The organism is Sphingomonas sp. (assembly GCF_031361285.1).
Taxonomy (GTDB): Bacteria; Pseudomonadota; Alphaproteobacteria; order Sphingomonadales; family Sphingomonadaceae; genus Sphingomicrobium.
The window spans coordinates 1-19,189 of record NZ_JANMCO010000122.1 but is presented as its reverse complement, the minus strand read 5'-3'; the positions used below and the strand labels follow the sequence as shown (position 1 = coordinate 19,189).

24 protein-coding genes, 1 tRNA gene and 2 pseudogenes are annotated in these 19,189 nt (G+C 64.4%); 8 read left to right on the top strand and 19 right to left on the bottom strand.

Going from position 1 to position 19,189, the window contains the following annotated elements; genetic code table 11:
- Positions 1-375: GTP-binding protein (locus RMO25_RS10595; protein ID WP_309662566.1), on the bottom strand; the 375-nt coding region annotated here is incomplete at its 3' end.
- Positions 376-473: 98 nt separating this feature from the next.
- Positions 474-1,259, bottom strand: coding sequence for a hypothetical protein (locus tag RMO25_RS10590; protein WP_309662565.1), 786 nt, complete (start codon positions 1,257-1,259; stop codon positions 474-476).
- 129 nt (positions 1,260-1,388) lie between these two features.
- On the opposite strand from RMO25_RS10590, the gene RMO25_RS10585 reads away from it, so the two are divergent.
- Entirely contained in the window at positions 1,389-2,648 is a 1,260-nt protein-coding gene (locus tag RMO25_RS10585) for a winged helix-turn-helix domain-containing protein (RefSeq protein WP_309662564.1), read from the top strand.
- Here the strand turns inward: RMO25_RS10585 and RMO25_RS10580 are convergent.
- Complete coding sequence (locus RMO25_RS10580) at positions 2,645-3,049, bottom strand: MarR family transcriptional regulator (protein WP_309662563.1); 405 nt, start codon at positions 3,047-3,049, stop codon at positions 2,645-2,647. The two genes, RMO25_RS10585 and RMO25_RS10580, sit on opposite strands and share 4 nt — an antisense overlap.
- 69 nt (positions 3,050-3,118) lie before the next feature.
- Between RMO25_RS10580 and RMO25_RS10575 the strand changes: the two genes are divergently transcribed.
- Positions 3,119-4,315 carry an MFS transporter gene (locus tag RMO25_RS10575; RefSeq protein WP_309662562.1) on the top strand — a complete coding sequence of 399 codons (1,197 nt, stop codon included), beginning with the start codon at positions 3,119-3,121 and terminating at the stop codon, positions 4,313-4,315.
- Here RMO25_RS10575 and RMO25_RS10570 read toward each other — a convergent pair.
- The 4 genes from RMO25_RS10570 to RMO25_RS10555 form a co-directional block, all read right to left on the bottom strand.
- The gene (locus RMO25_RS10570) at positions 4,305-6,365 is read right to left on the bottom strand and encodes a 3-hydroxyacyl-CoA dehydrogenase NAD-binding domain-containing protein (protein ID WP_309662561.1); all 2,061 of its coding nucleotides are present in this window, start codon (positions 6,363-6,365) and stop codon (positions 4,305-4,307) included. The two genes, RMO25_RS10575 and RMO25_RS10570, sit on opposite strands and share 11 nt — an antisense overlap.
- 57 nt (positions 6,366-6,422) lie before the next feature.
- Positions 6,423-6,824: a PaaI family thioesterase gene (locus RMO25_RS10565; protein ID WP_309662560.1), complete on the bottom strand. Its 402-nt coding sequence runs from the start codon at positions 6,822-6,824 to the stop codon at positions 6,423-6,425.
- 43 nt (positions 6,825-6,867) lie between these two features.
- Positions 6,868-7,461 (bottom strand): DUF805 domain-containing protein, encoded by a 594-nt coding sequence (locus tag RMO25_RS10560; RefSeq protein ID WP_309662559.1) that lies wholly within the window; start codon positions 7,459-7,461, stop codon positions 6,868-6,870.
- Between the two features lie 117 nt (positions 7,462-7,578).
- Positions 7,579-7,728 (bottom strand): hypothetical protein, encoded by a 150-nt coding sequence (locus tag RMO25_RS10555; RefSeq protein WP_309662558.1) that lies wholly within the window; start codon positions 7,726-7,728, stop codon positions 7,579-7,581.
- Positions 7,729-7,842: 114 nt separating this feature from the next.
- Between RMO25_RS10555 and purS the strand changes: the two genes are divergently transcribed.
- From purS to RMO25_RS10535, 4 genes are all read left to right on the top strand, one after another.
- The gene (gene purS, locus RMO25_RS10550) at positions 7,843-8,082 is read left to right on the top strand and encodes a phosphoribosylformylglycinamidine synthase subunit PurS (protein ID WP_309662557.1); all 240 of its coding nucleotides are present in this window, start codon (positions 7,843-7,845) and stop codon (positions 8,080-8,082) included.
- Entirely contained in the window at positions 8,079-8,744 is a 666-nt protein-coding gene (purQ, locus tag RMO25_RS10545) for a phosphoribosylformylglycinamidine synthase subunit PurQ (RefSeq protein ID WP_309662556.1), read from the top strand. The genes purS and purQ overlap by 4 nt, the downstream gene beginning before the upstream one ends.
- Positions 8,745-8,862: 118 nt before the next feature.
- Positions 8,863-8,939: transfer RNA gene (locus RMO25_RS10540), tRNA-Arg, on the top strand.
- A 337-nt stretch (positions 8,940-9,276) separates the two neighbouring features.
- A complete protein-coding gene (locus RMO25_RS10535; protein WP_309662555.1) occupies positions 9,277-9,813 on the top strand; it encodes an energy transducer TonB in 537 nt (178 codons plus the stop codon).
- A 165-nt stretch (positions 9,814-9,978) separates the two neighbouring features.
- Here the strand turns inward: RMO25_RS10535 and RMO25_RS10530 are convergent, their stop codons facing one another.
- Positions 9,979-11,421, bottom strand: a complete 1,443-nt coding sequence (locus RMO25_RS10530) for an FAD-binding oxidoreductase (protein WP_405051872.1) — start codon at positions 11,419-11,421, stop codon at positions 9,979-9,981.
- A gap of 28 nt (positions 11,422-11,449) precedes the next feature.
- Between RMO25_RS10530 and RMO25_RS10525 the strand changes: the two genes are divergently transcribed.
- Both RMO25_RS10525 and RMO25_RS10520 read left to right on the top strand, forming a co-directional pair.
- On the top strand, positions 11,450-12,337 hold the full coding sequence (locus RMO25_RS10525; RefSeq protein ID WP_309662554.1) for a class I SAM-dependent methyltransferase: 888 nt from the start codon (positions 11,450-11,452) through the stop codon (positions 12,335-12,337).
- Positions 12,334-12,819, top strand: a complete 486-nt coding sequence (locus RMO25_RS10520; RefSeq protein ID WP_309662553.1) for a dihydrofolate reductase — start codon at positions 12,334-12,336, stop codon at positions 12,817-12,819. The genes RMO25_RS10525 and RMO25_RS10520 overlap by 4 nt, the downstream gene beginning before the upstream one ends.
- Here the strand turns inward: RMO25_RS10520 and RMO25_RS10515 are convergent.
- From RMO25_RS10515 to RMO25_RS10465, 11 genes and pseudogenes are all read right to left on the bottom strand, one after another.
- Entirely contained in the window at positions 12,816-13,343 is a 528-nt protein-coding gene (locus tag RMO25_RS10515; RefSeq protein ID WP_309662552.1) for an ATPase, read from the bottom strand. The genes RMO25_RS10520 and RMO25_RS10515 overlap by 4 nt on opposite strands.
- A 42-nt stretch (positions 13,344-13,385) precedes the next feature.
- Complete coding sequence (locus RMO25_RS10510; RefSeq protein ID WP_309662551.1) at positions 13,386-14,030, bottom strand: adenylate kinase; 645 nt, start codon at positions 14,028-14,030, stop codon at positions 13,386-13,388.
- A gap of 30 nt (positions 14,031-14,060) precedes the next feature.
- Positions 14,061-15,422 carry a preprotein translocase subunit SecY gene (secY, locus tag RMO25_RS10505; protein ID WP_309662550.1) on the bottom strand — a complete coding sequence of 454 codons (1,362 nt, stop codon included), beginning with the start codon at positions 15,420-15,422 and terminating at the stop codon, positions 14,061-14,063.
- A 169-nt stretch (positions 15,423-15,591) separates the two neighbouring features.
- Positions 15,592-16,110 (bottom strand): annotated as a pseudogene (rplO, locus tag RMO25_RS10500) (50S ribosomal protein L15); the annotation flags it as partial.
- 63 nt (positions 16,111-16,173) lie between these two features.
- Positions 16,174-16,365, bottom strand: coding sequence for a 50S ribosomal protein L30 (rpmD, locus tag RMO25_RS10495; protein WP_309662548.1), 192 nt, complete (start codon positions 16,363-16,365; stop codon positions 16,174-16,176).
- Between the two features lie 5 nt (positions 16,366-16,370).
- Entirely contained in the window at positions 16,371-17,102 is a 732-nt protein-coding gene (gene rpsE, locus RMO25_RS10490) for a 30S ribosomal protein S5 (protein WP_309662567.1), read from the bottom strand.
- A 189-nt stretch (positions 17,103-17,291) separates the two neighbouring features.
- Positions 17,292-17,645, bottom strand: a complete 354-nt coding sequence (gene rplR / locus RMO25_RS10485) for a 50S ribosomal protein L18 (RefSeq protein ID WP_309662547.1) — start codon at positions 17,643-17,645, stop codon at positions 17,292-17,294.
- 3 nt (positions 17,646-17,648) lie between these two features.
- Positions 17,649-18,182, bottom strand: coding sequence for a 50S ribosomal protein L6 (gene rplF, locus RMO25_RS10480; protein WP_309662546.1), 534 nt, complete (start codon positions 18,180-18,182; stop codon positions 17,649-17,651).
- A gap of 1 nt (position 18,183) precedes the next feature.
- Positions 18,184-18,579: a 30S ribosomal protein S8 gene (gene rpsH, locus RMO25_RS10475; protein ID WP_309662545.1), complete on the bottom strand. Its 396-nt coding sequence runs from the start codon at positions 18,577-18,579 to the stop codon at positions 18,184-18,186.
- Positions 18,580-18,583: 4 nt separating this feature from the next.
- Positions 18,584-18,889: a 30S ribosomal protein S14 gene (gene rpsN / locus RMO25_RS10470; protein WP_309662544.1), complete on the bottom strand. Its 306-nt coding sequence runs from the start codon at positions 18,887-18,889 to the stop codon at positions 18,584-18,586.
- Positions 18,890-18,921: 32 nt separating this feature from the next.
- A pseudogene (locus RMO25_RS10465) lies at positions 18,922-19,189 on the bottom strand (50S ribosomal protein L5); the annotation flags it as partial.

The following is a 19,189-nucleotide window of genomic DNA, read 5'->3' as shown; positions in this document are numbered from 1 at the left end:
GCGCAGGCCCAGTGCGAGCGCCTTGCCGGTGACGAACTTGGTCTGCGGCATCGGCCCTTCGGCGGCGTCGACCAGCAGGATAACGCCGTCGACCATCGACAGGATGCGCTCGACCTCGGCGCCGAAATCGGCGTGGCCGGGGGTGTCGACGATGTTGATATGGGTGGAGCTTCCGTCAGGATTGGGCCAATCGACCGAAGTGCATTTGGCGAGAATGGTGATGCCGCGCTCTTTTTCGAGGTCGGTCGAATCCATCGCCCGCTCCTCGACCCGCTGGTTGTCGCGGAAGGTGCCGGATTGGCGGAACAGCTGGTCGACCAGCGTGGTCTTGCCATGGTCGACGTGGGCGATGATCGCCACGTTGCGAAGTTTCATGATCTATTCTCGGGAAAAGAGGTCGCGACGCCCTAGCCGAAACCGCCCAATGTTGCAATGCAACATGGCCCCCTGGCCGCGCTCCTCGCCACGGCGACTTACCAGGCCGGCGGCGCCCGCCGGTTGCGGTCGAAATAATCGGTGGGAACCTGCGGATTGATCCGGCGCGCGAGCACGCGGTTGGTGGACAAGGTTTTGCCGGTCGCCAGGTCAACGTCTTCATTGCGGTGTGAAGCGACAATACCGCCGATCTTTACGAAATCGGAGAAACGGCTTTCAACCGCCTTCTTGGTCATGCTGACATCGGGATGATAAGCGCGTTCGTCGCGGCGGCGCACTGCTTGCCAACTCACCGGATCGACAAAGAAATAGCTGATGTGGCCGGTTGCGTAGCGCACCTCCACCACCGGGTAGGTTATTCCGTCGATCACTTCGGGCGGCATCAGCGCCAACTTATGCCCGCGCTCGGCAAAGCGATGCCAGCCGAACAAATGGTTTTCGGCGCCGTGCGTCAGGGCGTTCGACGCGCCGGTCGCGACACTCGCCTGCGGCCCATTGCGTCCCAGGATCCAAACGCCTTGTGTATCGACGCCCTCCGAGCCCGCCAGTTTGCCGTCGGCATAGACGTCGATGCGGACCAGGCCCGCCACGGTCGCGGCATAGTGGCCGTTGACCTTTTGCCCGCCCTCATCGATTTCCACATCAACCGCGATCGCGTGCATGGCATCGAGCGCCGCCGCGCCGCCGCGTGCTTTCGTGTTGCGCCGGATCACCTCGTCGAGCGTCAGCGCCGCCGGCGCGATCCGCAGGGGCGCACAGGCCGCGGCGGCGCCAACGGCGATCAGCGCCGCACGCCGTGTCATGTGAAACTCGAAACCCGCCATTGCCCATCCTCTTGCAAACCTTGCCAAGGTGCTTGCCGAATGTCGCTCGTGCAGCAAGGGCATGGCGGGTAAGAAATAGGTGAGAATTGCATCGCCTGCTGGGGAGTGCCGCCAATGTTGTGGAGCCGGATGGATTTGCCCAGGGCCAAAGCAGGCACGGTCAACACCAGGACGCTGCGCATCGACGTCGGCGAGCGCCGCGCGACGGTGGGCGGCCAGCCGATCGCCCTCAGCCCGTTGCTGTGGCGGCTGTTGTGCCTGCTGGCCGATCACCCGCACAGGCTGGTGACCCGCGCCGAACTCAAGCAGGCGCTGTGGCCTTACGCTGTACGGATAGACACCGAGCGTCGCCTCAACACGGCGGTACGATCGCTGCGGGCGGCCCTGGGCGATGATGTCGGAGCACCGCGCTACATCAAAACAGAGCGAAGCTACGGCTATCGCTGGGTCGGTGGAAACGAGGCCATGGGGCGCCGCACCATGGCCCCCGCGCTCGCGCTCGTTTCTGCCGGCCTGATGCTGGTGGCGATGACCACCGCATGGTCGGCTCGTCCGCAACAACCCAGCAACCTTGGCGCGGTTGTTCGTGCCCAATCCGCCGTCGAGGAGTGGCGTGGCTCCCCCACTGCACGGTCGCTGGCCAGCGCGGAAGGTGCCGTTGCCCAAGCCGGAAGCCCGGCGGCCGCATCACCGACGCTGCTGGTGCTTAAGGCCGAGCTTGAACTTGGCGGACGCTGGAACTGGCGATTGGCCGACCGCGATTATCGCGCGGCACTGAAGCTCGAACCCGCCAATGCGGATGCCCGGCTGGGACTGGCATGGCTGGCCGTCAATCGCGGTCAACGGTCCGCCGCCCTGCGCCTGGCCGGCCAGCTGCTGACCGACACCGTCTTGACTGGGGAACGGCGAACCGAACTTGGCTGGCTATTGATCCGCGCCGGGCGCCCCGACCTGGCAACCAATGCTTGCGGGATCAACAGCGGCGCCAGCATCAATCGTCTATCTTGCGCCCATTCTGCTCTCGCCGCGCTGGGCCGGATGAACGACGCCCGCTTTGTCGCGCTGCAACTGATGGCGAGCCTGCGGGCAGCGCCCAGCCAGATGGCCCACATTCGCGCGCTGCCGGCCAACGCGGGATATGCGGAATTCCTCCATTGGCGGATTGCAAATTTCCTGCCGGCACGGGCGACCTGGTTTCAGCGGGCTCAGATATTCGCCGATGCCGGCCGCCGCAACGAGGCGCTCGACAGCCTGGCCCGGTCGGTAGCGGCGCATGAACCGACGGCCATCAAAATGGCATCGACGCCATCATTCGAAATGTTGAGCGCGGAACCGCGGTTTCGACAGCTGACACACGCGATCGGATTGCCGCCCGCGGCTTATTCCTAGCGTTCGAGAATTTCGAGCGCGCGCTCGATTGCGCGCAGCTCGCTGTGGGCAAGGCGGTCGAGCTGATTCTCCAGCGCGTTGCCGGTGGTTGGGCGTTTTTCCAGTTCCCGCCGCCCCGCTTCGCTCAACCGCATGGCCAGCCGCCGGCGGTTGGTTGGGTCGGGCGCGCGATCGACCAGGCCGGCTTTGACCAGGCTCTCGATCGAACGGCTGACGGCGGGGGCGCCGCGACGCACGGCCGCTGCAACCTGTTTCAGCGTCGCCGGTTCGCGTTCGCCGAGCGCCAAGAGCAATTTGCGCCGGGCGCGATCGGCCCGCTCGGCGGGTCCGTCAGCGATGTAATTTTGTGCGATCGCCGTAAAACGCGACGCCAGTGCGGATGGTGTTGATCCCCCGATCATGCTTGTAGAATAACAATTGTTCGCGGCGATGCAAAGTTCGCATTACACAATCCAGCGGTGAGACGAGATATGACCGACATGAGCGCCCCTTCCCGCCTGCCCCGCAACGTCTGGATCCTTGGCTTCGTCAGCCTGCTGATGGACCTGTCGAGCGAGATTTATCACGCGCTGCTGCCCTTGTTCATTACCGTCACGCTCGGCCTGCCGGTGGCGATGGTCGGGGCGATCGACGGCATTGCCGAGGCGACCGCGTCGTTCGCCAAGCTCGCCTCCGGCCGTCTCAGCGACCGCAGCCGCCGCCGCAAACCGTGGATCCTTGCTGGTTACGGGCTGGCGGCTTTGTCCAAACCGCTATTTCCCCTGGCGTCGGGCGCCGTCGAAGTGATGGGCGCGCGGTTCGCCGACCGGCTTGGCAAGGGCATTCGCGGCGCGCCCCGCGACGGCATGATCGCCGACGAGACGCCGGCCGCAATCCGGGGCCGCGCCTTCGGCCTGCGGCAGTCGCTCGACACGGTCGGAGCGATGATCGCGCCGATCGCCGCGGTCGGACTGATGATCTATTTCGCCGGCAACATTCGTACGGTGTTCTGGATTGCCGTGATTCCGGCGGCGCTGTGTTTCCTGCTGGCCTGGCTGGCGCTCAAGGAAAACAGTGCTCCGCGCCCCGAGGGACAGCCGCGCGCGCCATTCTTCGCCGGCTTCCGCGAGATCAACCGGCCGACCCGCCGGCTGATCGCGGTCGGCTTCTTGTTCACGCTGGCCCGCTTTTCGGAGAGCTTCCTGATCCTGCGCGGGTTCGACGTCGGGCTGTCGGCGACCTTGTCGCCGCTAGTGCTGGTAGTATTCAACCTCGCCTTCTTCGCCCTCGCTTATCCGGCCGGCGCCTTGAGCGACCGGATGAGTTCGAAAACCATCCTGATGTCGGGCATGGGCGTGCTGATCGTCGCCGATGTCATCCTCGCGCAGCCGATCGGCCTCGTCGGCCTCGGCATCGGGGTCACCCTGTGGGGCGCGCATATGGCGCTGACTCAGGGCATCTTCTCGCGCCTGATCGCCGACAGCGCCCCGCCCGAATTGCGCGCCACAAGCTTCGGCGCTTTCTACTTCGCCAGCGGAATCGCGACGTTGCTCGCCAGCCTCGGCGCCGGGCTGCTGTGGGACCGCGACGGCGCCCGCGCGACCTTCTTCGCTGGCGCCGGGCTCGCCGCGGTGGCGATGGCGATGCTCTGGCAGCTGCCGGATGAAAAAACGCGCGTTACCGGGTGAATTTTTCTCCAGCGGCGGCTTTGTCGAGCAGCAGCTTCGAGAAGCTGAAATCGCTGCCCATGCGCTGCTCCTGGCGCTTCAGACCGTCGACGATGGTGGCAAGGCCCTCGCTGTCGGCCCAGAACATCGGCCCGCCGCGATAGACTGGCCAGCCGTAGCCATAGACCCACACGACGTCGATATCCGAAGCGCGCTGGGCCATCCCTTCCTCAAGGATTTTCGCGCCTTCGTTGACCATGGTGTAGAGGGTGCGCTCGATGATTTCCTGGTCGGAGATATCGCGCCGTTCGACGCCCTGCTTGGCCGCGAAATCCTCGATGATCTGCTGCACGACGGGTGATGGCGACGGGCGGCGCTTGTCGTCATAATCATAGAACCCAGCGCCCTTTTTCTGCCCCCACCGGTCGAGGCTGCACAGCGCGTCGCGGATGTTCTCGATGCGCGCAACATCGCGGTGCCAGCCGATATCGACGCCCGCTAAATCAGCCATCTGGAACGGCCCCATCGGCATGCCGAATTCGACATGGACGCGGTCGATCTGTTCGGGGCTGGCGCCTTCGAGCAGTAGCTTGGTCGCCTCGACCTGGCGCGGCATCAGCATCCGGTTGCCGATGAAGCCGTGGCAGACGCCGGCGACGACAGCGACTTTGCGGATGCGCTTGGCGATGGCCATAGCGGTCATCAGCGCGTCGGGCGCGGTCTTGGCGCCACGGACAACTTCGAGCAATTTCATGATGTTGGCTGGCGAGAAAAAGTGCATGCCAAGCACATCCTGCGGCCGCGAAATGCTCGCCGCGATCTCGTCGACGTTGAGGTAAGACGTGTTGGAGGCGAGGATCGCCCCGGGCTTGGCAATTTTATCCAGCCGCCCGAAAATCTCTTTCTTGACGGCCATGTCCTCATAGACCGCTTCGATGATCAGGTCGCAGTGGGCGAGCGCCTCGAAATCGAGCGTCGGGTTGAGCAGTCCGGTGGCCTTTTCGACTTGCGCGGCGGTCAATTTGCCCTTGGCGGCGCTGGCCTCGTAATTCTTGCGCATGACGCTGGTGCCACGGTCGAGCGCGTCCTGGCTCATCTCGACGATCGTCACCGGAATGCCGGCCGACAGGAAATTCATCGAGATGCCGCCGCCCATGGTGCCGGCGCCGATGACGCCAACGCGCTGCACGTCGCGCGGCTTGGTGCCCTCGGGCAGATTGTCGATTTTCGCGGCCTTGCGTTCGGCGAAGAAGAAATATTGCTGCGCCCGGGCCTGAACGCCGCTCATCAGCTCCATGAACAGCTTGCGTTCTTCGATCACGCCTTCGGAATAAGGTTTGTCGAGCGCCGCCGAGACCGCGCGGATATTGGCTTCTGGCGCGTCGAAACCGCGGAATTTGCGGGCGTTGGCCTTACGGAAATCGTCGAACACGGCGGGGTTGGCGCGCGCTTCGGTGAGACGATCCTCACGCTCGGACGATTTGGGCAGCGGCCGGACGTCGCGGACTTCTTCGGCATAGCCGACCGCATGCGGCACCAGTTCGCCCTCGATCAGGCGGTCGACCAGCCCGCAGGCAAACGCCTCGCCAGCGCTGATTGGGGTGCCGGTGGCGCACATTTCGAGCGCGTGACCAACCCCGGCGACGCGCGGCAGGCGTTGGGTCCCGCCCGCTCCCGGCAGCAAGCCCAATTTGACCTCGGGAACGCCCAATTTGGCGCTGCCCACCGCGACTCGATAATGGCAACCCAGCGCGATTTCGAGCCCGCCGCCGAGCGCGGTGCCGTGGATCGCCGCAACCACTGGCTTGGAGCAATTTTCGATCGCGTCGACCACTTCGGGCAGCCACGGCATCACCGGCGGCTTGCCGAATTCGGTGATGTCGGCGCCGGCGAAGAAGGTCTGGCCTTCGCAGGCGATGACCACCGCCTTCACCGCCTCATCGGCTTCGGCCTGCGCGATGGCCGCCACCAGCCCCTGGCGGACGGCCGCACCGAGCGCGTTGACCGGCGGATTGTTGGACGTGACGATCAGCACGTCGCCGTGCCGCTTGGTGGAGATGGGATCGGTCATGCTGTCACCTGCTGGTTGCGCTGATCCGCTAGGCGGCGCCCCCCGGGCTGGCAAGGGCTAGCGGGCGGTTGTTTTAGCACCCGGCCGTTCGAGCAGGAAATTCAATCGCGCGCTGGCGATCGGGCTCGACGGCTCGGTTTGCCACGCGGTCGCCTCGACATTGGCGATGCGGTTGCCGAGGCGCTGGATTTCGGCGGTGGCGAAGGTGTCGCGCGGCGTGCCACCGCGCATATAATCGACGGTGACGGTGATCGGCTTCATCGCCACCGCGGGATCGCCGATGGCGCGCGCCAGCGTGGTGAAAGCAGCGAATTCGAGCAGTCCGGCGATGGCGCCGCCGTGGAGGTAGCCGGGCCGGCCGACGACGTCGTCGTGGAACGGCATCACCAGCCGCAAATCATCGACGCTGTCGTCGATCCGCAGCCGCAGCAATTGGGCGTAGGGTGGAAGCGCGGTCACCGATGCCACCGTAGCGCCTGCGCGGGCTACGCCAAAGAGCCTTTCAGCTATCCGTAGCTATCGGGCCATAACGATTATCAGCCGGATTAGACTTGCTGGCCAGCATGACAATCAGGATAACAAGACAGACGATATAGATGAAATTGTTGAAGAACATGGCCATGAATAGGCCCATTGGAGGCTGTCCACCGCCGCCCATCTGCGATTGGAAATAACCGAAACCGGCAAATCCAAAAAGAAGGAATGGAATTGGCAGTATTCCCCACCAGCCGGAGCTACCGCGATCGTGAAGGCGGCGCACAGCCGCGGCAGCAAGGAGGAAAATGGTAATCAAGGCGATGATCGCCATCACAAGCAAAAGTGCATTGAACATGTTTGCAACTTGGGGCGGCGAAGGGACGTGGAAATGGGCGGAAAACACGCCGGGACCAGAAGCAACGGATATAGCGTCGGGATTAGTCACAATAACTTTTTGCAACCGGCTAATTGCGACGCTGAAACTCACTTCCCAAACAAGAAACACGCCAGCAAACACTGTGCCAACATAAGGCCAAAATTGGTCTCTGCGGTCCCGTCCTGAAGTGCGCGTCAGATTGGTAATGCAATGACGCAGCGACGCGATCCAGGCATTCGCCATGCTTGTCTCCTTGCGCCGAGCAAGTAGGTCAATTTGCTACTCTAGGTCGCAATGACTTGGAGACAAGCGCAAATGTGTTGGAGTCCGTCCAGGTTGGCAGATCAGCAAGGGGCGGCATCAGCCCTTGTTTTTGTAGCCGGTGATGATGCCGAGGATGAACGAGGTGAACAGAGCGAGCTGGATTTTCCCGGTGGCATCGTGCCAGCCGAAATATTGGCCGCCCCAACCGAACAACATGACGAACATAGCGACTGCGAGCCAGACCATCGGCTTCCTCCCATCGCGCGCCGGTCCTGCCGGCCGCGACAGGATGCTCCTCGACCGGTAAACCAATCGTAAAACTTGATCGGCGCAGCCACCGCCGTCATAGGAGCGCGCACTATGAAAGCGCGAATCTTCGTCACCCTCAAACCCGGCGTGCTCGACCCGCAGGGCAAAGCGATCCATCACGCGCTGGCCGGGCTCGGCTTCGCCGGCGTTCAGGACGTGCGGGCCGGCAAGCTCATCGAGCTCGACCTCGCCGACGGCACCAGCGATGCCGATATCGAGGACATGTGCCGCAAATTGCTCGCCAATACGGTGATCGAGAATTTCCGCATCGAGCGGATGGAAGCGGCGTGAAAACCGCGGTCATCGTCTTTCCCGGCTCCAACTGCGACCGCGATATCGCCGTCGCGCTGGAGCAGGTCACCGGGCGCGCCCCGGCGATGGTCTGGCACCGCGACAGCGAGTTGCCCGACGGCACCGACTTCATCGCGCTGCCGGGCGGCTTTTCTTACGGCGATTATTTGCGGTCGGGCGCCATGGCGGCGCGGGCGCCGATCATGCGCGCGGTCACCGATGCCGCCGCCCGCGGCGTGCCGGTGATCGGCATTTGCAACGGTTTCCAGGTGCTGACCGAAGTCGGCTTGCTGCCCGGGGCGCTGATGCGCAACGCGGGCCTCGCGTTCGTCTGCCGGCCGGTCGCGCTGACCGTCGAGAACAGCCAGAGCCTGTTCACCGCCGCATACCAGGCTGGCGAGACAATTCACATTCCGGTCGCGCACCATGACGGCAATTTCCAGGCCGACGCCGCAACGCTCGACCGGCTGGAGGGCGAGGGCCGCGTCGCCTTGCGCTATGCCGAGCCGGTCAATGGATCGGCGAGAGCGATCGCCGGCATCTTGAACGACACCGGCAACGTGCTGGGCCTGATGCCGCACCCCGAACGCGCGTTCGAACCGGCGCATGGCGGCACCGACGGCCGGCGGATGTTCGAAGGCTTGCTCGAAGCCGTCGCGTAATTGTTTGCCCCTCAAGCGCCGGGCGCCGGGCATCCGCCCGGCTTGGCGTCCACCAAAACGCTCGGGCGGCCGTTCGGCCTTGCGGCGCTTTGCGCCGGGACATAAGCCAGTTCAACGTGCGCCCGTAGCTCAGTTGGATAGAGCGCGAGCCTTCTAAGCTTGAGGTCGCAGGTTCGAATCCTGCCGGGCGCGCCAGTTTTTCGGGGGTTTTTGCGGTTACCTGAACTAGTCGGGGTAACGCATGGGTAACTCAGCTGTTACTTGGTGCCCGCTGCGGCGCCTAATGTCCGCTTTCGACCCATTGCGGTCATTAGCCTTCGCACCCATACCGAGCGAATGAGACTGCTTTCCTTCGACATCTGGGCTTGGCTCACTGTTGAACGGACAAGGTAATAACTACACTTTCGATCTACGTGGTTTGGGCTTAAAAGGTCTTGATCGAAGAAACGCGCGCCCGTTTCGATAAAGCTCCTATGAGTCCGAAACGTCGCAACCTGGTAAATAGGAGGTAATTGCAGTGCTCGAATTTGGCATGATCGCAATGATGATACTGACGGCTTCCGGCGCTCCGGCGGCTAGCGACTCCAATGACTATGTTCGGACCTCGAAGAATGGCGAGTTTCTGAGCGATTATTATCCGGAAGGAGCGCTGAAGCGTCGAGAGCAGGGCCGAGTCGGTTTCCGAATGGTCGTGGAACGTGAAGGCTGGATAGGCTCGTGCGAGGTTACCGAAAGCAGCGGTTTCAGCGCGCTCGACAGCGAGACTTGTGCGATCATCGTTCAATACGTCAAGCCTCACCAATTTCTAGCCGCCAACGGAAATGCGGTAAGAGCAATTCAAACCGGCTTTATCTCTTGGAAGCTCCCACCAGGCACGATGAATATCGCCACTCCGTCCGGGAAGGTTATCCGCAAGCCCAACCCGGTTATATGCCGCCGTGACAATGTGGAGGGGTCAATTATCGTAAAGACCATTCAATGCCTCACTCGACACGAGTGGGAGTTGCAGCGGAATAATATGAAGGACCAAATTCAAGAGTTGCAGGGTAAAGGGCACACCACCGGCTGATCACGCCAGGAGACTAAGGCCTAGCGTCCGGTTTCACCCAAAGCGGACATTAGCCTAATTTCCTAGCGCCGATGGCGACAGCATTGTGAGCCGCACGTGGCGCCGCTTAGCTTCATCAAGTTTACCGATGGTCTTGAGGCGGCCGGGCGGACTAGTCTCTTCGCCTCAACGCACCAGCTTGCCGGGGTTCATCAGCCCCGTGGGGTCGAGCGCGTGCTTAATCGCTTTCAGGGCGGCGATGCGGCCGGGGGGGGCCAGGCGCTCGAGTTCGTCGAGCTTGACCTGGCCGATGCCGTGCTCGGCCGAGATCGAGCCGCCCGCCGCGGTGACCAGATCGTCGACCAGGTGGGTGATTGCCGGCGTGTCGTCGGCGGCGCGGCTGCCCAGGCGGACGTGAAAATGGACATTGCCGTCGCCGAGATGGCCAAACGCGCTGGCTTCGACGCCGGGAAAGGCGCGCTCGACCGCGTCGGCGGCGGCGACCATGAAGCGCGGCATGGCGTCGACCGGGACCGAAATGTCGTGGGCGATCGAGCCGCCGCTCGCCCGCTCGGCTTCCGAGATCGAATCGCGGATGCGCCAGAACGCCTCGGCCTGCGCTTCGCTGGAGGCGATCGTGGCATCCTCGATCTGCCCCTGCTCGAGCGCCTGGCCGAGCATCTGTTCAAGCTGGGCCGACGGCGATTGCGATGCATCCGGCGACGTCGCCTCGATCAGCACGTGCCAAGGGTGCCGGCCTTGCAGCGGGTTGCGCGTGCCCGGAATATGCTCAAGCACCAGATCGAGCGACGAAGCGGGCACGATCTCGAACCCTTCGACGATGTCGCTGGCGTGCTGCAGCCGGCGCAGCAGGTCGAGCGCGGCCTGCGGATCGGCGAGGCCGGCCCAGGCCACTGCTCGCGCCGCCACCGCCGGCACCAGCTTCAATGCCGCGGCGGTGATAATCCCCAACGTGCCTTCGGAGCCGATCAGCAGATGATCGAGGCTGTAGCCGCGATTGTCTTTCTTGAGCGCGGTCAGGCCGTTGTGGATCGAGCCGTCCGGCAGCACCGCCTCGAGGCCGGCGACCAGCGCCCGCATGGTACCGAACTTGAGCACTTGCGTGCCGCCGGCGTTGGTCGCGATCAGGCCGCCGATGGTGCAGCTGCCGCGCGATCCCAGGGTCAGCGGAAACCGCCGGCCGACCTCGGCCGCCTGGCTGTGCAGTTCGGCGAGGATCATCCCCGCTTCGGCGACCGCGACATTGGCCTCGGCGCTGATCGCGCGCAGCCGGTTCATCCGCCGCAGCGACAGGATCAGGGCGCTGCCATCGGCGGGTGGGGTCGCGCCGGCAACCATGCCGGTATTGCCGCCCTGGGGGACCAGCGGCACGCGATGCAAGGCGGCGAGACCGACCATCGCCGCGACCTCTTCGGTCGACTTTGGCGACAGGATCGCCAGCGCCTGGCCGTGGAAGCGACCGCGCCAGTCGGTCAGCCACGGCTCGACCTCCTGGGGGTCGGTAATGGCGGCGCGCGGGCCCAGCCTCTCCTGGACGGCGGCGATCATAACGGAAGGATTGGGCGGCATGTCCCGAGCAGCCATAGCGGCAAATCGCAGGCTTGGCATTGTCGCTGAGTAGCTGCAAAGTGAGCCCATGGTTTCCCAGGCGCAGTCTCGTGCGCGTATCATCCTGCTCGGGATCGGGGGCGCGGCCGCGGCGGCCCTGGCATTGGCCGGGGGACCGAAAGGCGTGCACCGCTATTTGCGCCGGCTTCGCGACGACCATAGCCGCCGCCCGGCGCTGTGGAATCGGTTCTATGCCGTCGACTGGGGCGAGACGACGACCAATAATTATGGCTTTGCCCCCGCCGAAGGCGATCATCCGCAGCGTTTCCAGCACCAGATGTATCGCGAGATGTTGCGGCTGTTGAAAGCCAAGCGTTCGCTCGCGCCGGGCCTCAAATTGCTCGAAGTCAGTTGCGGCCGCGGCGGCGGGCTCGACGCCTTCCTCAGCGCCGCGCCGGGGGTGTTCGACGCGACCGGACTGGACGTCGCCGGCAACGCAATCGCTTTTTGCCGCGCGAGCTATGGCGAGGACGACCAACGGCGCTTTGTCGAGGGCAGCGCGCTTGACCTGCCGTTTGCCAACGCCAGCTTCGATGTCGTGCTGAACGTCGAGGCGTCAAACGATTTTGGCGACCGACCGCGTTTCCTGGCCGAAGCCGCGCGCGTGCTCAAGCCGGACGGGGTGTTCATCTACACCGACAATTTCTGCAGCGCCCAGGTCGAGCAAATGAAAATCGACCTTGCCGGCGCCGGGTTCGCCGCCAAATTTACCGACGCCACCGACAATGTCGCCGAAGCCTGCCGGCTCGACAGCCCGCGCCGCCGGGACGTCATCCGGCGGCGTGCGCCATTGTTCGCGCGATGGCTGCTGAAACGACAGCTGGAAAATTATGCCGGCATCGACGGCACCGACAAGCATCGCCAGTTCGGCGAGCGCCGCCGCGCCTATCTGATGACCGCGGCGGTCAAACGATGAGCCGGTCGCCGGTCACCTTGGTCGTGGCGCGCGCCAGCAATGGCGTGATCGGCCGGGATGGCGGGCTGCCGTGGCATATCTCCGCCGATCTCAAGCGGTTCAAGGCGTTGACCATGGGCAGCGTGCTGGTGATGGGCCGCAAGACCTTCGCCAGCCTGCCCGGTCTGTTGCCCGGACGGCGGCATGTCGTCCTGACGCGCGACACGGGCTGGCAGGCGGCGGGCGCCGAGGTCGCGAGCAGCGTCGACGACGCGCTGGCGTTGGCGGGCAGCGCGCCGATTTCGGTGATTGGCGGGGCGGAGATTTTCCGCCTGTTCCTGCCCGTCGCCGGCCGGATCGAGCTGACCGAAGTGTTGCGCGACGTCGCCGGCGACACCAGGATTGAGGACCCACGCGACGGCCCGGAATGGCACGAGACCGCGCGCGAGGATCACAGCGGCGAGGACCCGCCGTTTCGCTTCGTTACGCTGGAGCGCGCCTAACGCGACTGCGGCATGGCCGCGGCATATTTGCGGAACCGCGCCATCTGGTCGCCAAGCACTTGGTCAACCACCGGCGCGATCTTGTCCGCGCCGCCGTTGGCAAATCCGGCGACCTTGTAATCCAATGTCAGGCGCGAACCGCCGGCGATCCGTTCAACCTTGATATCCATCACGCCCGTCGCCGCTTGGTACAGCAGCGGACCAAGCGCGCCAGTCAGCACCAGTCGTTGGCCTGGATCAACGTAGGCGACATGCATGTGCTCGATGCCGCCGCCGTTGGGCAGGGTTTCGCAAAAGCAGCCGCCGGGGGTCAGTGACAGCGTCAGGTTCGACGATTTGCCGCTGTAGGTGTGCTCGGCATTCCACCATTGCGAAATTTGCGTGAAAGCCTCGAACGCCAAGGGTTGGGGAATGACGATGGCGACGCTGTGGCGGATTTCAAAACCATTGGCGCTGGCCGAGACCACGTCGGCGCGCGCCGCCGCCGGGGCCAAGATTGTCGCGAGCGCCACCAACCACTTCATGCCTGCCTCCCCAATTGCGGGACCAGCATGCCGCGCGCGTGTCTAGCTGTCGAGGATCGCTTCGATCTGCGCCGCGACATCGTCGACGGACTGCATGCCGTCGACGCGATGGACCAGGCCGCGCTCGTCATAATACGGCAGGATCGGCTCGGTCTTGGCGCGATATTCGGCCATCCGCCGGCGCACCGTCTGCTCATTGTCGTCGGGTCGGCGAATGCATTCGGTCGATCCGCAATGGTCGCAAACCCCGTCCGCCAGCGGCGGCTTGAAGCGGTCATGGTAACTGGCGCCGCACTTTGCACAGCTAAAGCGCCCGGCGATCCGTTCGACCAGCGCGTCTTCATCAACCACCAGCTCAATCACGTGGTCGAGATTGCGGCCGCGCTCGGCGAGCAGCGAGTCGAGCGCTTCGGCTTGCTGGCGGGTGCGGGGAAAACCGTCGAAGATCGCTCCGTGGCGCCCGGCGGTGTCGAGCCGTTCGCCGATCAGGGCGCTGACGATGGCGTCGCTGACCAGCTTGCCGGCTTCCATCACCGCCTTGGCCTTGACGCCGACCGGGCTGCCGTTGGCGACCGCTTCGCGCAGCATGTCGCCGGTCGACATCTGGATCATGCCGCGGCTCGCCTGCAGCCGCGCCGCCTGGGTGCCCTTACCGGCGCCGGGAGGGCCCAGCAGGACAATGTTCATGGGGTTACGCTCAGCCATCTGCGGCGGGACTTAGCGCCGGCGCCCGGTCTTGAGCTTCGCCTTCTTGATCAGGTCGCCATATTGGTGCGCGATCAAATGGCTCTGGATTTGCGCGACCGTATCCATAGTAACGTTGACGACGATCAGCAAGCTGGTCCCGCCGAGGCGGAAATTGAGCCCGGCCTGGGCCGCGAGAATTTCCGGGATCAGGCAGATCAGCACCAGATAAGCGGCGCCGACCACGGTGATACGCGTCACCAGATAATCGAAATAGCTCTCGGTCGCCTTGCCTGGCCGAATGCCGGGGATGAAGCCGCCGTGGCGTTTCAGATTGTCGGCCGTCTCCTCGCTGTTGAACTGCACCGCGGCATAAAAGAAGCAGAAAAAGGCGATGCCCGCCGCGTACAGCCCGAGATAGGCGGGCGAGCCGTGCTGGAGGAGCGTACTGACCGTAATCAGCCAGTCGCCCGAATTGGGGTCGCTCCCGGCGCCCGACATTTGCAGCACCGTCAGCGGCATCAGCAGCAAGGATGAAGCGAAGATCGGCGGAATCACGCCCGAGATGTTGATCTTGATCGGCAGGTGGCTGCGCTCCTGCTGCATCGCGCCCCGCGCCGTCTGGCGCTTGGGATATTGGATCAGCACCCGACGCTGCGCTCGCTCCATGAAGCAGATGAACAAGATCAGGCCGACGGTGAGGGCGACGATGGCCACCACGATTACCGGGTTCATGGTGCCCGTGCGGCCGCCCTCAAGCAGCTGGGCAATCGCCTGGGGCAGTCGGGCGACGATCCCGGCCATGATGATCAGCGACACGCCGTTGCCAATGCCGCGGCTGGTGATCTGCTCGCCGATCCACATCAGAAACAGCGTGCCTCCGACGAGGCTGATGGTGGCGGCGACCCGGAACAGCATGCCCGGTTCGACCACCGCCGAGATGCCCTGGGTCGCGCCAAGGCTTTCAAGGCCGACGGCGATCCAATAGCCCTGGACCGTGGTCAGCAGGACCGTCAAATAGCGGGTGTACTGATTGAGCTTCTTGCGCCCGGTCTCGCCCTCTTTGCGTAGCACCTGCCACGGCCCGTAGAGAGTCGCGCCCAACTGAACGACGATCGACGCGGTAATGTACGGCATGACGCCCAGAGCAACGATGCTCATCCGCTCCAGAGCGCCACCGGAAAAGGTGTTGAAGACGTCGAGAATGCCGCCGCTCTGCGTTTGGTAGAGCGCGGCCATCGCCGCCGGGTCGATCCCGGGCATGGGCACGAACGACAGCAGCCGGAACAGGATCAGCGCGCCGAGCGTGAACCACAAGCGCCGCTTGAGCTCGGTCGCCTTCGAAAAGCTCGACATCGAGATGTTTGATGCCAGTTGTTCGGCTGCGGATGCCATTGGTGAGTATTCCCCTAAACGCTGCCGTTCATATAGGCCGCGCAACCGTCATTGCGAGTGGTGCGGCGACGAAGCGTCAGGCTTTCGCAGCTTTGGCGGCCTTATCGGCCTTGGCCGCTTTGTCGGCCTTTGCCGTCTGGGCGGACTTCTCGACCTTCTCGGCCTTGTCGGCGAGGCGCTTTTCACGCACCTTGCCCTTCTTGGCCTTGGCCAGCTCGGCGGGATCGCGGGCGACGATGATCTCGACCGAGCCGCCGGCTTTTTCGACCGCTTCGCGCGCGCCCTTCGACACGCCAGCGACCTTGATGCTGAGTTTGGCCTTAAGTTCGCCCTTGCCGAGCAGGCGCACGCCGTCCTTGCCGCCGCGCGCCAGGCCAGCGGCCTTCAATGCGTCGTGGTCGAGCGTGCCCTTGGCATCCAATTTGCCGGCATCAATCAGTTTCTGGATCGCGCCCAAATTCACCTCGGCATAATCCTTGGCGAAGATGTTGTTGAAGCCGCGCTTCGGCAGCCGCATGTGGAGTGGCATCTGACCGCCTTCGAAGCCAAATACGGAGACGCCCGAGCGGCTCTTCTGGCCCTTTTGGCCGCGCCCGGCGGTCTTGCCTTTGCCAGAGCCGATGCCACGTCCGACCCGCATGCGGCCCTTGCGGGCACCGGCGTTGTCGCGGATTTCATTCAATTTCATGTCGTGCACTCGCTTTCGCTTTTGTCGCGCAGTCCCCGGCGACAGCCGGAGCACGGTTGATTTTTAGTCTTCGACGCTGACCAAATGATGCACTTTGCGCACCTGCCCGCGCACTTCCGGGGTGTCCGTGACCTCAACCGTGCGGCGCATCTTGTTGAGCCCCAGCCCGACCAGCGTCGCCCGCTGCGTCTTGTCGCGGCGGATCGGCGACCCGGTCTGGGTGATCTTGAGCGTTTTCTTCTTGTCCTGGGCCATGCCGCTTACTCCACGATCGCTTCGGCGACCGCTTCGGCCTCGGCACTCGCCATGCCGCTGCGGCCGAGCAGGTCGGAGACCTTTTTGCCGCGCCGCTGGGCGACCGAGCGTGGGCCGGTCTGCTCTTTCAAGGCCTCGAAGGTGGCGCGAACCATGTTGTAGGGGTTCGACGTCCCAACCGACTTGGTCACGACATCGGACACGCCGAGGCTTTCGAACACGGCGCGCATCGGGCCGCCGGCGATGATGCCGGTGCCGGATGGCGCCGAGCGCAAGGTCACCCGGCCAGCGCCGAAATGCCCGTCGCCGTCATGGTGCAGCGTGCGACCGTCGCGCAGCGGCACCCGGACCATCGACTTCTTGGCCGCCGCGGTTGCCTTGCTGATCGCTTCCGGCACTTCGCGCGCCTTGCCATGACCGAAACCGGCACGGCCCTTGCCGTCGCCGACGACGACCAGCGCGGCAAAGCCGAAGCGCTTGCCGCCTTTGACTGTCTTGGAGACGCGGTTGATGTGGACGAGCTTCTCGATGAGCTCCTCGCCGCCGTCGTCGCGATTGGGACCGCGACCGCCGTCACGGCGACCCCGTCCACCGCCGCGATTGCCGTCGCGTCCGCCACCGCCGCCGCCACGGCCGCCACGGCCACCGCGCGCAGGACGCCGTTCTTCGACTGGAGCCTCGACCGGCGCTTCGGCAGCAACTGGAGCTTCGGCAGCAGCTGGGGCCTCGACAGCCACCGGAGCGGCCGCTTCAACCGCAGCCGGAGCCTCGACAGCCGCGGGTTCCGCAGCCGCTGGCGCATCGACCGGCGCGCGGGCTTCGGCCGCAGGCGCTTCGGCCGCGGGGGCCTCAGCCGCAGGAGCTTCAGCCGCCGGTGCCTCTGTCTTGGGCTCGTCGACTTGCGGGGTGTCTTTTTCGTCAGCCATTTAGAACTCCAGCCCGCCTTCGCGAGCAGCTTCGGCGAGGGCTTTCACCCGGCCGTGAAACAGGAAGCCGCCGCGATCGAACACGACGCGCGACACACCGGCCTTCTTGGCGCGTTCGGCCAAAGTCTTGCCGACCGCGGCCGCGCCCGCGGTGGTTGCGGCGGTCTTGCCCTTGAACTCCTTGTCGAGCGTCGAAGCAGCGGCCAGCGTCTTGCCGGCGGCATCGTCGATGACCTGGGCATAGATGTGGCGGCCCGAGCGGTGGACCGAGAGCCGCGGCTTGCCGGACGCACGCGCTTTGAGCGCGGTACGGACGCGGCGACGGCGGCGATCGAACAGGGAGAGTCTGGCCATGGCTTACTTCTTCTTGCCTTCTTTTCGGTAGATATACTCGCCGCGATATTTGATGCCCTTGCCCTTGTAAGGCTCGGGCTTGCGCCAGCGGCGGATTTCGGCCGCGACCTGGCCGACTTGCTGCTTGTCAATGCCGCTGATTTCGACCGTATTGGCGTCCGGCGTCTTGATCTCGATCCCTTCGGGAACCGGGAAGTTGACGTCGTGGCTATAACCCAATTGCAGGCGCAAATTCTTGCCCTGCGCGGCGGCGCGATAGCCGACGCCGGTGATTTCGAGCACCTTGGTGAAACCTTCGGTGACGCCAGTGACGAGGTTCTGAACCATCGTCCGCTGCAAGCCCCAGGCTGAGCGCGCCTGTTGTGTTGGGCCAACCGGCGTAACCAGGATCTCGGCCTCGCCAACCTTGTAGATGACGTCGCCGAGCATCGCCATCGTCAGCGTCCCCTTGGGACCCTTGACGGTGAGCGTACCTTCGTCGGTGGTGGCGGTGACGCCGCCGGGAATGGTGACGGGCTTTTTGCCGATGCGTGACATCCTAGAATACCTCCGCCAGCACTTCGCCGCCGACATTCTGCTCGCGCGCCTCGGCATCGCTGAGCACGCCGCGCGGGGTCGAGACGATGACGGTCCCGAGGCCGTTGCGAATGTGCGGCAGCTCGCTCGATCCGCTGTAGACGCGGCGGCCGGGCTTCGAGACCCGCGCCAGATGGTGGATCGCCGGCTGGCCCTCGAAATATTTCAGGTCGATGCGCAGGCCCTTTTGGCCGGCCAGAACCTCTTCGGTATAGCCGCGGATATAGCCCTCACGCTGCAGCACATCGAGGACGTTGGCGCGCAGCCTCGACGCCGGCGTCAGGATCGAATCCTTGCGCGCCTGCTGGCCGTTGCGGATGCGGGTGAGCATGTCACCTAGTGGATCGGTCATCGCCATCTTGTTACCAGCTCGACTTCGTTACGCCCGGGATCAGGCCTTTATTGGCGAGGTCCCGAAGCATGATCCGCGACAGGCGGAACTTGCGATAATATGCGCGGCTGCGGCCAGTCAGCTCGCAGCGGTTGCGGACCCGCGTCGGGTTCGCATTGCGCGGTAGCTCGGCCATTTTCAGCCGGGCGATCAAGCGCTCGGTGTCGTCTTTCGACTTGTCGTTCGCGACCGCCTTCAGCTTCGCGTATTTCGACGCGTACTGCAGAACGAGCTTCTTGCGACGCTCGTTCTTGTTGATCGAACTCAGTTTCGCCATGACTTAAGTTCTTCTCCTAAGCGCAGGACCGCTCACGCGGCCTGCTGTGCCTCTGCTTCGACCGCTGGGAACGGGAAGTTGAACAAGCGCAGTAGCTCGCGCGCCTCTTCATCCGTCTTGGCGGTCGTGGTGATGATGACGTCCATGCCCCGGACCTTTTCGATCTGGTCGTAATTGATCTCGGGGAAGATGATCTGTTCCTTGAGGCCCAGCGCATAATTGCCGCGCCCGTCGAACGATTCGGGGTTCAATCCGCGAAAATCGCGGACGCGCGGCAAAGCGACGGTCACCAGGCGGTCG